Annotated in this window: 13 protein-coding genes; 5 read left to right on the plus strand and 8 right to left on the minus strand. The window is 41.8% G+C overall.

What is annotated here, in order from left to right:
* Positions 1-27: 27 nt before the first annotated feature.
* Positions 28-1,902 (minus strand): AAA family ATPase, encoded by a 1,875-nt coding sequence (locus AC4MCD_RS07105; RefSeq protein WP_491876785.1) that lies wholly within the window; start codon positions 1,900-1,902, stop codon positions 28-30.
* Positions 1,903-2,039: 137 nt separating this feature from the next.
* Complete coding sequence (locus AC4MCD_RS07110; RefSeq protein ID WP_491876786.1) at positions 2,040-3,041, minus strand: OmpA family protein; 1,002 nt, start codon at positions 3,039-3,041, stop codon at positions 2,040-2,042.
* A gap of 620 nt (positions 3,042-3,661) precedes the next feature.
* On the opposite strand from AC4MCD_RS07110, the gene AC4MCD_RS07115 reads away from it, so the two are divergent.
* The 4 genes from AC4MCD_RS07115 to AC4MCD_RS07130 are packed head-to-tail and all read left to right on the plus strand — an operon-like array spanning position 3,662 to position 7,053.
* Positions 3,662-3,784: a hypothetical protein gene (locus AC4MCD_RS07115; RefSeq protein WP_257225439.1), complete on the plus strand. Its 123-nt coding sequence runs from the start codon at positions 3,662-3,664 to the stop codon at positions 3,782-3,784.
* Positions 3,777-4,229 carry a CopG family ribbon-helix-helix protein gene (locus AC4MCD_RS07120; RefSeq protein ID WP_099339103.1) on the plus strand — a complete coding sequence of 151 codons (453 nt, stop codon included), beginning with the start codon at positions 3,777-3,779 and terminating at the stop codon, positions 4,227-4,229. Before AC4MCD_RS07115 ends, AC4MCD_RS07120 begins: the two co-directional genes overlap by 8 nt.
* Positions 4,226-6,034 carry an allophanate hydrolase gene (atzF, locus tag AC4MCD_RS07125; RefSeq protein ID WP_491876787.1) on the plus strand — a complete coding sequence of 603 codons (1,809 nt, stop codon included), beginning with the start codon at positions 4,226-4,228 and terminating at the stop codon, positions 6,032-6,034. Before AC4MCD_RS07120 ends, atzF begins: the two co-directional genes overlap by 4 nt.
* On the plus strand, positions 6,031-7,053 hold the full coding sequence (locus AC4MCD_RS07130) for an ABC transporter substrate-binding protein (protein ID WP_491876788.1): 1,023 nt from the start codon (positions 6,031-6,033) through the stop codon (positions 7,051-7,053). Before atzF ends, AC4MCD_RS07130 begins: the two co-directional genes overlap by 4 nt.
* 284 nt (positions 7,054-7,337) lie before the next feature.
* Here AC4MCD_RS07130 and AC4MCD_RS07135 read toward each other — a convergent pair whose 3' ends face one another.
* The 5 genes from AC4MCD_RS07135 to AC4MCD_RS07155 all read right to left on the minus strand — a co-directional run bounded on the left by AC4MCD_RS07135 (position 7,338) and on the right by AC4MCD_RS07155 (position 11,466).
* Positions 7,338-7,667: a DMT family transporter gene (locus AC4MCD_RS07135; RefSeq protein WP_491876789.1), complete on the minus strand. Its 330-nt coding sequence runs from the start codon at positions 7,665-7,667 to the stop codon at positions 7,338-7,340.
* A gap of 8 nt (positions 7,668-7,675) precedes the next feature.
* Positions 7,676-8,557 (minus strand): hypothetical protein, encoded by an 882-nt coding sequence (locus AC4MCD_RS07140; protein ID WP_491876790.1) that lies wholly within the window; start codon positions 8,555-8,557, stop codon positions 7,676-7,678.
* On the minus strand, positions 8,554-9,561 hold the full coding sequence (locus AC4MCD_RS07145; RefSeq protein WP_491876791.1) for an isopenicillin N synthase family dioxygenase: 1,008 nt from the start codon (positions 9,559-9,561) through the stop codon (positions 8,554-8,556). Before AC4MCD_RS07145 ends, AC4MCD_RS07140 begins: the two co-directional genes overlap by 4 nt.
* Positions 9,562-9,640: 79 nt before the next feature.
* Entirely contained in the window at positions 9,641-10,522 is an 882-nt protein-coding gene (locus AC4MCD_RS07150; RefSeq protein WP_419364358.1) for an ABC transporter ATP-binding protein, read from the minus strand.
* The gene (locus AC4MCD_RS07155; RefSeq protein WP_034587150.1) at positions 10,522-11,466 is read right to left on the minus strand and encodes an ABC transporter permease; all 945 of its coding nucleotides are present in this window, start codon (positions 11,464-11,466) and stop codon (positions 10,522-10,524) included. The genes AC4MCD_RS07150 and AC4MCD_RS07155 overlap by 1 nt, the downstream gene beginning before the upstream one ends.
* 318 nt (positions 11,467-11,784) lie before the next feature.
* On the opposite strand from AC4MCD_RS07155, the gene mtlD reads away from it, so the two are divergent.
* On the plus strand, positions 11,785-13,911 hold the full coding sequence (mtlD, locus tag AC4MCD_RS07160) for a bifunctional mannitol-1-phosphate dehydrogenase/phosphatase (RefSeq protein ID WP_491876792.1): 2,127 nt from the start codon (positions 11,785-11,787) through the stop codon (positions 13,909-13,911).
* A 67-nt stretch (positions 13,912-13,978) separates the two neighbouring features.
* Here mtlD and AC4MCD_RS07165 read toward each other — a convergent pair whose 3' ends face one another.
* Positions 13,979-14,983, minus strand: a complete 1,005-nt coding sequence (locus AC4MCD_RS07165; RefSeq protein ID WP_491876793.1) for an ABC transporter substrate-binding protein — start codon at positions 14,981-14,983, stop codon at positions 13,979-13,981.
* Between the last annotated feature and the right edge of the window lies 1 nt (position 14,984).

A 14,984-nucleotide genomic window follows, 5' to 3' on the forward strand; every position in this document is an offset into this window, starting at 1 on the left:
TAAAGAGGGGTTAGGGGAAATTAAAATTTATTTGTTACACTTTTCAACATGCTTAAAAATTCTTTCACATAATTCTTTAGCTTTTAGTGTAAGTTCCCAGTCAGGGTGCTCATCAAAATCCTTAATGATTTCTCGGCAAAAGTCTGTTTTGTATTTAATTGTTCCCACACCTTCACCGTCTGCAAAAACCGTTCTTGATTCTGATGTTCTAGTGTTTCGAATTTGATTATCTAATAATTTTCCGATTCCCCATTCTGAACTATCGAAATAATTTGGATCAGAAATAATATTTAAATTCTTGATAGTAAATCCTAATTTTGTCGATTTATGCTTTCTATCAAAACTAGATTTCGCAACACGAATAATGGAATCCTTTGGTAAGGTATTTTCAATTTCCTTACAACTGAATTTAAAAAAGTTTTCTTTAGTCAATTCCTCGATTAAATTCTTTACTCGGTCAGCTTTATCTTGTATATCGCCATCAGCAATTAAAAGCATATCACTAGCAACAGCTTTCGCACTTAAGCCTTTATCATCAAGCTGATTTGCGTATTCATCACTAAAAGACCAATGTGTTAGGTTGCTACCTGCATATTCCACAAATGTGTAGTGATAATTAGGCATAAAGCGACGATATTTTTTATAAAGTACTTCATTATTTTTTTCTAAGTATGCTAAATATTTTTCCATATATTTAGTGATATAAAGCCGATCTGTAATGCCCTCAACCCAAATCGTACAATTGGCAAGATATACAGAAGAAGGACGTACGCCTAAAGAAGCCAATAAGTCACGATCACGGTCACAACGGTAAATTTTAAAATCAAATTTTGTTGGATCTTTTTTACTTGGTTGTTTTATAAATTTTTGAATAATGACTTGATCAGATTCGTCAGCCATATCTAATAAGTGATTAGAATGAGTGGTAAAGAAATAGTAATGTTTAGTCTCATTCAAATAAAAATTCATAAGTTGACGAACCATGCCTGCATGCATATGGAGTTCAGGTTCTTCTACAAAAAAAGCATAAGTCTCACGTCTATGAATAAAAGCTTCATAAGTAAGAATAATAGCTTGTTGTAGACCATCACCCAGCTCTGAAACAGGAAATTGCTTATCATTGCCAATTTTAATATTTACAACATCTTGATCATGCTTAGGAATAAGTGAAATAGCTTGGTTATCGAAAAAATATTGACTCAATTTTTCTTCATAGCTCTTTATCAGTTCCCTTTGTTCTGGTTCACCCAATAGGTGAATTTTTAACTCATGATAAAGACATTCACCAGTAATTATATTTTTGGAATTAAATTTCGTAGTATCTTGAAAATAGTCCTTTTGAGCACGTTCAATGTATGGCTGTTTATTTTCTTGATTAGTTACAGGACGCATCCCTCTAAGGATAGGGATATAAAACTTTTTCCTAAAACCATATATTTCATCAAAACTATCAATTAGATTTTGAATTATTTTTATATGACTACTCAATAACTCAGGATCAGCTGTATAACAGTATTCTCGAATCTTCTTGAAATTTGCATAAAAAATACTTTTGTAGTTTTTTCTTGGAAATAAAGGTGTTTGTATAATTTGATTAATACTGCTTAATAGTTGTCCATGAAAATGGCTACCATGTGTGTTACCAATATTAATTCTTGAAGGGTGTAACAAATTAACGGTATCTCGAAGGCTCTTTAATTCTTTTGAACAAGTAATAAAGTTAAGATCCTCGAAAGGTAAATTGGTAGAAAAAAGGTTACGTAAAAATCTACTTTTGCCTGCATTATTTTTACCTATGAAGAAGTTTAGTCTTTTAATTTCAATTATGTGATTATCTAAAGATTCATTATCACAACTATAATTTTGTAGGTTTTCAGCCCAATAGTATAATTTTTCAGTCATGAATTTCTTCTTAGCGATCTAAACTATACTTATGATTTTATAGAAAAATTATTCTATTTAGAATATAAAAATTATTGCTTTAAAGGTAAAGAAACTGCCTTTCGGCAGCTTATTAGGAAAGTTGGTTTTTATCAGCATCAAAGCTTCACCAACTCCACTCGACGATTTTTCGCCTTACCATCTTCACTCGTATTATCTGCAACAGGCTGAGTATCCCCAAAACCTTTAGCGGTTAAACGGCTGCTTTCAATACCTGCTTGGGTCAGGGTTGCAACCACACTTTGCGCACGCTGATCAGACAGCTTTAAGTTATGAGCTGCATCACCGGTATTGTCGGTATGACCATAAATACCCAGTTTTAAATCCGGGTTATCTTTTAATAAAGCAACAATCTGTTCAATTTGCGCTTGAGAGTCCGGTAAAATCTCAGCTTTATTCGTTGCGAAGTTAATCTGTACGCTCACTTTATTGTCTTGATCCAGACTTTGTTTTAGTGCACTCGAAGTCAGTGCTTTGGCAGTGACATTTAAAGGCTTGGATTCAGCCACCATCAGCGAAATATAATTGCCAGATTGGGTTAGCTGGAACCATGCGGTCTTATCTTCCTGACGAACTACATAAGTCTTGGTCGGGTAGTTAAAAATATCACCCAGGCCAGCATAGTATTGCACCTGAAAATCTTTCGGAATTTTCTCGATGATATCTTTGGGAATCTGGCTATTGGTAACTTCTACGCCGCCCAAATCCTTGATCACACTCTCCAGATTACGCTGAATTTCTAAAAAATTGCCTTCTTTATATTCCGGTTTCGAGGTAATGCCTGAACTGAATAATTTGCCTTCAACCCATTCCAGTTGCTGTCCTGTCCAGAATGGAACGCGCTCAAAATTGCGCTGCTCAGTATTTTGATAGATATAACCGTCTGGCAGGGAAATATAAGGAAAGTCACCGAGTGTCGCTGTGCTGAGTGGAATTTTACTGATGTCAAAAGCTTGTGCCGGTGCCGTTTCGGCAGCTTGCGTGGTATCTTCCTGCTGGATTTCGGTTTTGGAGCTTTCTGCTTGCTCGGTTTTGCTACATGCCGCAAAAATAAAAGGCGTACAAAGAATGGCAGTACGAAGGAGAGTGGAAGTCTTCATTAAATTTCCTTATTGTTCGGGCATTTTTATGGAATTTATTGTATAGAAATTCACCTGTAGTGCAAATTTTAATCGAAACCTAAATCTGAGCGGCTTTAGTATTCATAATTAAAGCCAGAGAAGAGTAATTGGTGAAGATTCCATTATCAAAAACTGTACCATAAAACCCCATTTTGATATCGTTTTGGTGCAAGTTTGATCACTCTTGGCGCATAAATATTTTAGACACATTTTGTAGCATTTATTAAGTTTCCACTAACTGTTTTAAATCAATTTTTTAATAATAAAAAACTCTTTATATTTGGCATATTTTCTGCTTTTATTTATATACCGAATTAAAAGAGGAGAGCATATTACTTGAAGAACCAGACGCAATTCTCGATCAATCCATCATGTCTAAAAATAATTACAGTACATGATTAATTTAACGGCCTCTTGGTGAATTAATTCACTCATTTTGATTCCAAATAAGCCCCATAACCGTTGATGGGGCTTTTTTTGAGCTGCATTTCTGCCTTTTCTCCTCGTAATTAGCAAATTTCCCTACCTAAAACTGGCACGTTTTCTGCATTTCCCTAAGTAATACGAAATTTACATTCAGTAATACCGAGGAGATGCGCATGAATAATCAAAGCAAAAAAGCCAAGCTGCATCCATTTGCCCAATTTTTAATTGAACTTCTCAGCGTTCGCGCCGGGCTTTATGTCAAACAGGATTCACTCAAGGAAAGCAGACGTGTCTAAACCGAAATTGGCACGAATCAGTATCACCGTGCCGGAAACCACATTACAGGCCATGGATCAGAAAATTGTCGAGCAGCACTATGAAAGCCGCTCGCAGGCCATTGTCGACATGATTAACCGCCACCTGATTGATGAGCTGGTTTCTCGTGATGAAGTCATGGTCGGCACGTTGACCTTGGTCTATGACGTCAGCCTGAAACCGTTACGTTCCCAGCTGGTCGATTTGCAACAGCAATATCTGGAACAGGTAATCAGCTCGCTGCATATCCAGCTGGATGATCAGAAAGTCCTGCAAGTGATGCTGATGCAGGGTGTAAGCAGTGATTTAAAAGAAATTAGTGAGCAATTTATTGCATTAAAAGGTGTGCTGAAAGGGCACCTGGAACTGATGGATGCCGTGATGCCTCCCATTCCCCAAAATACCAATAAAGGAGTATTGTCATGAATACTTTATGGACAATTCAAGACTGGCAGAACGCCTACCAACAGCAGCAGATTCAGTTACAGGATCTGATCGATTATGTAGCATCATTTCAGAATGATGATCATGCCTGGATTTCAATTGCATCTGCAGAACAATTACAAGCACAAATTGATGCCTTAACAGGAAAATCACCAGCCGAATTGCCACTCTACGGCATTCCATTCGCAGTCAAAGACAATATTGATGTTGCCGGTTTTTATACCACTGCAGCCTGCAAAGAAGCTTCTTATCTGGCAACCAGTGATGCCATGGTGGTGGCTAAATTAAAAGCTGCCGGTGCTGTTGTCGTAGGTAAAACTAACCTAGACCAGTTTGCGACTGGCCTGGTCGGTGTACGTTCACCCTACGGCGCAGTGAAAAACAGCTTTAATCCGGAATATATCAGCGGCGGTTCAAGTTCGGGTTCATCAGTCGCGGTGGCGAATGGTCAAGTGCCATTTAGCTTGGGTACAGATACCGCCGGTTCAGGTCGTGTACCGGCAGGACATAACAATATTGTCGGATTGAAACCCACCAAAGGCTGGTTTTCCACTATGGGTTTGGTGCCAGCATGCCGCACCATTGATGTGATTTCAATTTTTGCCCTGACTGTCGATGATGCGTGGCAAGTTGCTCAAATCATGCAAGGCTATGATGCGACAGATGAATATTCACGCCAGCATCCAGCCAATGTGCCAACCCAATTTTCCAAAGGCAAAATCGCGATTCCGGCAACACTGGAATTTTATGGCGATGCCGAAACTGAAAAAGCCTTTGAATTGGCAATTGCTCGTGTAAAACAGCTTGGTTATGCAATTGAAGTGATTGATTTCAGCATCTTCAACCAGCTGGCTTCAGCACTGTATAACAAGGCATGGGTAGCAGAACGGACCAGCGCTGTTGAAAAACTGGTTTCCCGTGATGTAACGCATCCAGTGATTCACCAGATTATCAGTCAGGCAGACAACTTTAATGCTGTCGATATGATGCAGGCGGAATATGAACGAGCGCAATTGGCACGTCAGATCAATCTAGCCCTAGCTGACTTTGATGCCTTGATGGTGCCAACAGCACCAACCATCTACAAGATTGCTGATGTGGAAGCGGATCCATTAATCAAAAACAGCCACATGGGCGCTTATACCAACTTCGTGAATTTTGCGGATTTATCGGCTTTGGCACTGCCTAATGCAATTCGTGCTGATGGTTTGCCAAGCGGGGTAACTTTTATCGCTCCAGCTTGGATGGATCAGGCACTGGCGAACTTTGGTCAGAGCTGGCAGCAGGCAACAGCTTTAACTCTGGGCACTTCGCAAAAAACTTATGAACAAACAAGCCAGATTCAGTCACAGTATGCAGTAAAACTAGCAGTCGTCGGTGCGCATCTGACTGGTATGCCGTTGAACTTCCAGCTCACCACACGTGGCGGCACGCTAGTTCAAAAAACCAAAACCGCAGCCAGCTACAAACTGTTTGCACTGAAAAATACCACTCCACCAAAACCGGGCCTGCAGTACCACAGTAAAGGTCAAGAAATCGAAGTGGAAGTCTGGGATATTCCGTTTGCCAACTTTGGTCAGATCGTAGCAGAAGTTCCAGCACCGCTGGGCATTGGCAATGTACAGCTGGCAGATGGCAGTTGGGTCAAAGGTTTTATCTGCGAAGGCTATGCGCTTGAAGATGCAACTGACATCAGTCATTTTGGTGGCTGGCGAGACTTTATTAAATCAAAACAACTTTCAAATACACGTTTTAAATGTAATTGCATAGGGGAAATCGCACAATGATCAAGAAAGTAACTTTAGCAGCATCTGTTTGCTGCGCAATTTTTATGAGCGGTTGTGACAATACGGCGAAAGTTCCAGAATCATCTGGTCAGGCCAAAGGCAGTGTAAATACTCAGCCGATTCGTATCGGCTATAGCGACTGGCCAGGTTGGGTAGCTTGGCAAGTGGCGATTGAAAAAGGCTGGTTAAAAGAAGCAGGCGTGAATGTCGATTTAAAATGGTTTGACTATTCAGCTTCATTGTCTGCCTTTGCCGCAAATCAGCTGGATGCAGTCATGGTAACCAATGGTGATAATCTGGTGACTGGCTCTGGTGGTACTAAAGGCGTGATGATTCTGGCGACGGATTATTCAGCTGGAAATGACGTGATCATTGCCAAGAATGGAATTAACTCGATTCAGGATCTACGCGGTAAAACTGTTGCCACTGAAAAAGGTCTGGTCGATCACTTGCTGCTATCGACTGCTCTGGATGATGCAAAGGTTAAACTGAATGAAGTGAAACTGGTTAACACCATGACCAATGAACTGCCACAGGTCTTTGCAACAGCGGATATTGATGCGATTGCAGTATGGCAGCCAGTCGCGAATCAGGCCTTATCTGCGGTTGCCGGGTCAAAAATTATTTTCAGCTCTAAAGATAAAGCTGGTCTGATTTATGACACTTTAACTGTGAATCCTGCGCATTTGGAAGCCAATAAAGAGCAATGGAAAAAGGTCATTCAAGTTTGGGATAAAACAGTTAAATATATCAATGACCCGGCAACTCGTGCAGATGCTGTAGAAATCATGTCGAAACGTGTCGGTGTGGATGCCAAAGCCTATATGCAGTTTGTAGATGGCACACACTTGCTGGATCTGGAAGCCAACAAGAAAGTCTTTACCAAAGGTGATGGTTTCGATTCAATCTATGGTTCAAGCTATCACGTCAACAAGTTCAACGTCACCAACGGCATTTATAGCACTGAAATGAATGTGGATAGTGTGATTGTTCCAACGCTGGTACAAGAGCTGAAATAAGTCGTAATGCAGACAATAAAAATCCCCAGGTTCGGGGATTTTTTATTATTAGATGAGTAGATATCTTTTATAAATCGAAAAATGATCGTTAATATTCATATTCAATGGATATTGAAAGTTCCTTCTCCCTCTGGGATGAGAAGCATAGCTTCGCAAGAGGATGAGGGTATTTATTAGAAAGAACCTCTCCCTGAGGAGCATGCTCCGCAAGTCTCCTACAAGGAGAGGGAATCTACTTCTTAGTAATTAAAAATGACTGATGAAAAAACGCTAATATTAAAAAATCAAAGTTCAACACTTTTGGAAAAGATATTAATAAAAATAATCCCCACGATCATGAAAGACAGGCCAATCAGTGCCGGAATATCCAGATGCTGCTTGAACACCAGCAGTCCGACAGTAGAAATCAGGATAATGCCTGCACCAGACCAGATCGCATAAGCAATGCCCATTGGAATGGTTTTCATGGTCAGTGACAAGAAAAATAAGGCAACTGCATATCCTAAAATAGTGGCCAGCGAAGGCCAAAGTACACTAAAGCCATTGGATGCTTTCAATGCAGAAGTCGCGATCACTTCTGCAAGAATAGCAATCGACAGATATAAAAAAGCCATATTTCTCCTTATAACACTCGTTCTGCATGATGGAGCAGGTGATTCTGTTCTGCGCTCATCCACTGTGCTGCTTCTGCAGTCGTGGTAGTCGTGTGCTGAAACTCATATTCAGGTTGGTAGATATCAATCTCAAAAATCAGATCAATTGCGCGGCCCTCAACTTCTACATGCTGGACCAGATGGGTTACATCCAGAATTTCAAAATTGTCCAGGTCAAAGGCATTGCCTGTTTCACCGGTACGGGTGCTGTAGGTTTTACTGAAACCTTGAGTGCCAATAGAGACTTCAAAGCTTTGTAATAGATCAAATGAAGTAGTATCGGCTGACTGGATAGCGAGTTCTGCAACCTGAGTTTGTACTTCTGGCAAGCGGGTGAGAGCATAAGCAATATGATCATCACAGATAATCAAACCGCCATCCATTTGCAGCTTTGCGCCTGATTGGACATCTAATGCAGATTCTAGGCGTAGACCTAAGAACAGACCTTTCTTCACTTGCTGACGCCAGTCTTCGACATAGACATTGCTCGGTGAAAATTCCAGAATACAGTTGCCGATCGCGTGCAGTTTTGCAGGTTCAGGCCACTGCACATGGTTCTGGTAATTGGCGTAGTCTTCTACTTCCCAGGACAAGAGCTGCGTTGCATCATCCCATACTGTATTACCAATCCAGCCCTGACGTTCTGTCACTGGTGTGTCATTCTGACTTTTCAGGCGTAGATCTATAGTAAAGCTGCGTGACTGGAACCAGTACACAATGGTGTTTTGATCGGTCAGGCCATTAAAGAAACTGATGCTTTTCCTGCGAAATGCCCCATATAAAAAGCTCGGAACTACTTCAGGTTGAGTAGTTGTTGGCGTTAATTTTTTTATGGCTTCTAACAGGTTCATGATGCTGCCTCCGATTTTTCATTTAAACCAAAGGAAGACAGCGGAACGGCATTTTTTAGGACCAGCTCACCATTGGCAATTCGCTGTTTTAGATACTGGAACGTTTGTGCGGTCTGGTTAAACAGGTGTTCACCGCCAATTAAAGGTTTATATTTGGAATCATTGGTTTGTACTACCGGTTCAATCACCGTGTCATAGTTGCAGGCACAGAACAGCGGGAAGGAGTAACGTTCTTCGGATACTTTTTTTACGCGGTGTTTGGTTGCCAGGTATTTGCCATTGGACAGGATTTCCATCATGTCCCCAATGTTCATCACCAGCGTATTTTCGATGAGTGGAATATCAATCCATTCACCAGCTTTGTTCAGCACCTGCAAACCAGGCGCGGTAGGCAGCAGCAGGGTAAAGCATTCATAGTCGGTATGTGCGCCGATGCCTTCGGCATCTTTGATATCCGGATTGTACGGATAATGAATCAGGCGCAATTGACTTGGCGCATCATTAATTTTATCGGCAAAGAAATCTTCTTTGACACCGAGAGCCAGGGCAAAAGCAGAAAAAATCTGTTCGCTGATGGTGTGCAAGTGGCCGTAATATTGGCTGATAATGGTTTTAAAATCTGGATATGCAGGCCATAAGGTTGGGCCTAGCAATGGGTAGTCTGTTCTAGAACCCTGATAATCATAATTCACATCATAGGCTTCTTTGAGGTCATAACTGTTGCCCGCGAACTGTTCTTCACCAATTGGCACATAACCGCTATGGTTACTGGATTTGCCAATATAGTGCTGCATTTTTGTGTCCAGGTCCTGCTCGAAATAGGATTTGGCCAGTTCAACCAGTGACTTGGCATAATCAAAATTAAACTGATCCCCTTTAAGATAAAGGAATCCGACATCTTTACAGGCCTGGTCTAAAGCTGCCGCAACTTCAAGACGATCGGCCAGATGTGGACTTTGCATTTTAGAAATATCGACGAGTGGGAGTACGTATTGGTCTTGCATTGCAATCACCTTATTGTTGGTCGTCCAACACAGCGATTAAAACCTTTGGGTCGTCCCAAAGGCTCTTTTTTAAAATGGATTATTTGCTCGTGCTGACTTTGGTCAAGCGTGGAATCTCTGGAAGATCGGCCAGTGCAGGATCCAGTTCATCTTCTTGAGCGTGTACCAGATGATTGACGTGCTCGCGAAGCTGTTTAAATTTCGGAGTCAGCATCAGATCTGGATGGCGTGGACGTGGTAAATCCACTTCAATAATTTCCTTGATTTCACCTGGATTGGCTTTCAGCGCCACAATCCGGTCTGCCAGCAAGATGGCTTCATCCATATCGTGGGTCACGAAAATGATGGTGATGTCGATGTTTTGCCACAGATCCATCAGATGACGCTGCATTTTTTGGCGTGTATGCGGATCCAGTGCACCAAAAGGTTCATCCATCAGCAATACTTTAGGTTCATTGACCAAGGCGCGGGCAATCGCCACACGTTGTTTCATTCCGCCTGAAAGTTGATGCGGATACTGATCCTGATATTTTTCCAGACCAATGATATTGATCCATTCACGTGCCTGCGCTTCAGCAGAAGCATTACTTTGGCCTTTCATTTTCGGGCCAAACATAATGTTTTCTTTCACAGTCTTCCATGGGAACAGGGTATAGCCCTGAAACACCATGCCGCGTTCTGGGCTTGGGCCAGTAATCGGCTTGCCATCCACCAGAATTTCACCGCTGGTATAAGGATCAAGTCCAGCAACAACGCGGCTAAAGGTGGATTTACCGCAACCCGATGGACCAATCACACAGATAAACTCACGTTTATGAATTTTCAGGTCAATGCCATTTAAAATGGTGCGTTCAGTTTTGCCATGCTTGAAGGATTGAGTGAGCTGTTTGGCTTCCAGGATGACCGGACGGCTATAAATCTTGTCAAAGTATTCGCGGGTATTAAATTCAGAGTTTTGCATCAGTTGGCTCCCGGTTTCCATTTAAATAAGCGTTGTCCCAATTTCATTAAAATCACGTCACAGAGCAAGCCAATTACTCCAATGATCAGGATTGCTGCAAAGACATTGTCAAAATTCTGATAACGGGCCTGCTGGGTAATAAACCAGGTAATACCAGACGTACTACCGATCAGTTCAGCTACGATCAGATATGTCCACGCCCAGCCCAGTAATACGCGCAGATTACGATAAATTTCAGGAAGGGCCGCTGGAATGACCACATGAAACAGGCTTTTTAATTTATTAGTACCCAGGGTGAAACCGGCTTCAATCAGACTGCGATCCACCAGTCGTGTGGTATTGGCAATAATCAGGATTTGCTGGAACAAGGTACCAATCACAATGATGGCTACTTTTGGTGCATCATTGATGCCTAAAATAGCCACCGCAAGGGCACCAAAGGCTGGGGCTGGCAGATAACGGAAAAACTCAACAAATGGCTCCGTGAGTTGGGAAATTTTGTTAGAGAAGCCACATAAAATACCGAGTGGAATACCGATCAGGGAAGAAATAAAGAAGGCAGTAAACACTAGCTTGATACTGTGCCACAGGCTTTCATGAAACCACGGTGCATTGGCTTGAGCAGGTTCTGTGGTAAATGCAGTAACCAATGCGATCGCCACTTCATGCGGGGCAGGCAGATAGATCGGATTGACCAGAATACCTTGGGGCGGTGCCAAACCTTGATCTACTGCGGATTGCGCAGCAGAGAAAAAGATATCCTTATCAATACGACTACCGGCCTGTAAATAGCTAACGCTGCCTGAATCGGCAATCTGGACTTGTGGATGCCAGATAAATGGCAAATAACTGACTGCACACCAAATCAAAATCGGTATTAAAAAAGAGCCAAAGCCAAACAGTATTTTATTTCTTTGACTGAGTTCACGTGCAACGTAACTCATAGTGTTGCCCCTCAATATTACAATTTTTATAAAACGTAATACTGATCAAGCAAAATGGATGCCATGATAAGCAGAAATATTCAAAATGATAAAATAAGCTGATATTTCAAAAGAGAAATTTAAACTGATAGGCAGGATCAACAACTTACCCAAGTTAACAGTTTGATTACATCTAGAAACATAAATAATCTTATTTTAGTCTTTATTGATCAATTTATAGTCAGAACTATTTCATATCTTTACATTAGTTTATTTAATCTCTTATTTTCCTTAAGGTATTGTCCACTTCTTAACTCATTGAATTATAAAAGGGGAGCAATGCTAGAATTTAAAAATCAAATCGTACACGGCGCAATTTTCGATATGGATGGAACCATGTTTGATACTGAACGTTTGCGCTTTCAAACCTTGCAACAAGCTTCACGTGAGCTGATCGGCGTCGAATTTTCTGAAAACTATTTAATGCAGTGTTTGGGCTTAAGTGCCCGTAGTGCCGAACAGCTGGCCAAAGAACGTTATGGACAAGATGTTCCTTATGCCGAGATCCGCCAGCGTGCTGATGTACTGGAACTAGAACATGTACGCAATTATGGTGTTCCAATTAAAAAAGGTTTATTACAGGTGTTGGAACGCCTACGCAAGGCAGGCCTAAAAATGGCTGTGGCGACTTCGAGTCGACGCGCGATCGCAGAAGAATATCTGATCAATGCCAATGTCTATAAATTTTTTGATGTGCTGGTGTGTGGCGATGAGATTAAACAGGGGAAACCTCATCCAGAAATTTTTATCAGCGCAGCCGAAAAAATCAATTTAAGTCCGGCTCAATGCCTGATGTTTGAAGATTCTGAAAATGGCCTGCGATCTGCTTATGATGCAGGTGGTATGACGGTACTTTTCAAAGACATTAAAACGCCGAATGAATCGATGCTGGCACAAGCCCAGTATTATTATGAAACGATGGAAGATTTTCTGACAGACCTGAACCAGTTTGTTCCGGTGCTAGAGATGCCAGAACTTGAGACTGCATTTCCGCAAACGCTGAATCAGTTAACGGTCGGGATTCACGGTTTCGGTGCGATTGGCGGTGGTTATCTGGCTCAGGTGTTATCACACTGGGATGGCTATACGCGTCCACGCAAAATTATTGCCTCAACGCGTAACCCACTCTATCAGTCTGCCGTAAATGCATTTGGCACCTATTGCATTCGTTATGGTCAGAACTCTTTTGACCAGCGTATTGAGAATATGAGTGTGATTGATGCGCATGATCTGGAGCAAATGCAGAACATGTATATTGAATCCAGTCTGGTCGCAGTCTGTGTCCCTGAGGAAGCGCTGGTTTCTGAAGCAGAGGTGATTGCACAGGGTTTATATGCGCGATACCTGGCTTATGAGCAACAGGAGCAGCCGCTGACGCTGTTAATTATCCTGAATAAAATCGGAGCCAAACAGCTGGTGATGCAGCAGATTCTGAGCCGTCTGCAACAGATTACGGATGAACAGACAGCGCAGCACATTATAGATCAGCATTATTTCTGTGACACAGTGGTAAACCGTATGGTATCCAAACTGTCCGACCAGAAACTGTATCGTCAGCTGCGCATTAAATACAACATGTTCAAGCAGTATCAGCTGGATGAAGACCTGTCCGTAGTGGATCTGGATGATTCTACAGCCCTGAATGCAGAGCAGGAACATCAGGCGGGCTTATATATTGAAGACCTGCGCCGTAATTTCCAGCCAAGTCATATTCTGCAGTCGATGGACCTGATTCTATTTAATGCCGAAACGGATATGCCAATCTATGTAGAAAATAACAGTCCATTATTGGCTAAAATGCGCCAAATGATTCTGGTAGATGATATTGCCAATATCCAGCTGATTAAAAACCGCTTATGGAATGGTGTGCATGCGATGATGGCCTGGTATGCCAGCCTGCGCGGTCATCAGACCATTGGCGTGGCCATGTCAGATCATGCGGTCAGAAAATTCATGCAGCAGGCTTTAGCGCAGGTGAAGCATAGTCTCTGCTACCAGATTCCTAAGCATGCTTCAGATCTGGAACGTCTGGCGCAAAGTTTCACTGAATCCTGTGCCTATGCTTATCAGGATCCATGTGCACGTGTAGGGCGAGAACCTCTAAGAAAGCTGGAACACAATGAACGGGTTATGGGTTCATTATCGACCTTGCTTAAATATAGCTTGCCATTTGATGTGGTTTTAAAAGGCGCAGTGTTGGGTTATATCTATGCTCTGGAACAGGGTGAATGCGAGCAGCAGGAACTGTTGATGCATTTACAGATCCAGTTAAGACATATGGCATTAGAACCGCAGCTATATGAGACCTTGTATGATGAAATGTCACAATTCATCAATCAGATGATTGCTGGAAAATTATCCTTACAAAAATTCATGCAATTGGATTTACAGCAAGCGTTCAGCTAAATATCAACAGTAAATAAAAAACCCAGAAATTTCTGGGTCTTTTTATGGAAGTTTATAAATTTATAATTTATACAGTCGTGGATTCTTGCTGATAAATACAGGATTGGGCAATCTGTCGCTGATCATCTGCGGACAGATCAATATTTTCCCATTTTTCCATCTGCTCTAATAACCAGATAAAATCGGTGAATTGAGGCTCAACATTTTCATCTGCAAGGTTACGGATAATATTCTGAATCTTATGGAAGTCATATACGTGTCGGGAAGCTGAACATTCAAACTGGATAATCTGATAATCTATCAGCATGTCCCAAACTTCAGAAAGATTGGTAGCATGCTTTAAATCCATCTGGGCTTTTTTTACAGCAGCGACTAAGGCCTCAACAGTCAGTGGATGCAACTCGCCCCATTCCTGAGTTATTGCCAACACTTTGTCTGCCACTTTAGGAATGACATTCTGACTAGCTGCAACAATCAGGCTATAACCTTCAAGCTTGGCCTGAATATTCCATGGCTCACCCACACAAAAACCATCAAAAATCTGTGCTGCAATTCCTTTAACCATCAAAGGGGGTGGTGAGGTCTTGAGCAATATATTTTTGGCATATTGCGCATCAGTTAAAGCCAGCCATTCTCTTAAACAGTAATGATGAATGGAGTATTTATAAACATGTGCCAGGCCTACTTTGTGTTGCTGCTTTAAGGCACTGACCAGCTTTTGTGACGTGATCCGTTCATTATCTTCAGGCTGAATGCCGAGTTCATAGCAGAGATCCTGTCTTAAACTGATAAATGCCTGATTGATACTGAGTACTAATGGAGTCTGCAAAGCGACTTGTAACTGGTCTGCGCCCAAAGCAGCCGCGGGAAGCATGGCAGATAGGCAATGGGCAGCATCCAGAAAGCCATAGGCCAGACGGTCGCGTAAGCTGGACCAGGATGCTTCACGGATCAGATTTACCTTTAAACCCTGTTCAGTAAAATAACCTTGTCGCTCCGCCCAAAGAATGGCAACACAATCAAGCAGTGGAATATAGCCAATATTGAGTTCTGTTTTTTCTAATGTTGTCATT

The sequence above is a fragment of the Acinetobacter sp. CAU_H_78 genome, from assembly GCF_058599365.1.

Bases quoted from the DNA above. Each gene is read 5' to 3' on its own strand.
- AC4MCD_RS07105 (WP_491876785.1), bottom strand. From the start codon at position 1,902: ATGACTGAAAAATTATACTATTGGGCTGAAAACCTACAAAATTATAGT.
- AC4MCD_RS07110 (WP_491876786.1), bottom strand. From the start codon at position 3,041: ATGAAGACTTCCACTCTCCTTCGTACTGCCATTCTTTGTACGCCTTTT.
- AC4MCD_RS07115 (WP_257225439.1), top strand. From the start codon at position 3,662: ATGAATAATCAAAGCAAAAAAGCCAAGCTGCATCCATTTGCCCAATTT.
- atzF (WP_491876787.1), top strand. From the start codon at position 4,226: ATGAATACTTTATGGACAATTCAAGACTGGCAGAACGCCTACCAACAG.
- AC4MCD_RS07130 (WP_491876788.1), top strand. From the start codon at position 6,031: ATGATCAAGAAAGTAACTTTAGCAGCATCTGTTTGCTGCGCAATTTTT.
- AC4MCD_RS07135 (WP_491876789.1), bottom strand. From the start codon at position 7,667: ATGGCTTTTTTATATCTGTCGATTGCTATTCTTGCAGAAGTGATCGCG.
- AC4MCD_RS07140 (WP_491876790.1), bottom strand. From the start codon at position 8,557: ATGAACCTGTTAGAAGCCATAAAAAAATTAACGCCAACAACTACTCAA.
- AC4MCD_RS07145 (WP_491876791.1), bottom strand. From the start codon at position 9,561: ATGCAAGACCAATACGTACTCCCACTCGTCGATATTTCTAAAATGCAA.
- AC4MCD_RS07150 (WP_419364358.1), bottom strand. From the start codon at position 10,522: ATGCAAAACTCTGAATTTAATACCCGCGAATACTTTGACAAGATTTAT.
- AC4MCD_RS07155 (WP_034587150.1), bottom strand. From the start codon at position 11,466: ATGAGTTACGTTGCACGTGAACTCAGTCAAAGAAATAAAATACTGTTT.
- mtlD (WP_491876792.1), top strand. From the start codon at position 11,785: ATGCTAGAATTTAAAAATCAAATCGTACACGGCGCAATTTTCGATATG.
- AC4MCD_RS07165 (WP_491876793.1), bottom strand. From the start codon at position 14,983: ATGACAACATTAGAAAAAACAGAACTCAATATTGGCTATATTCCACTG.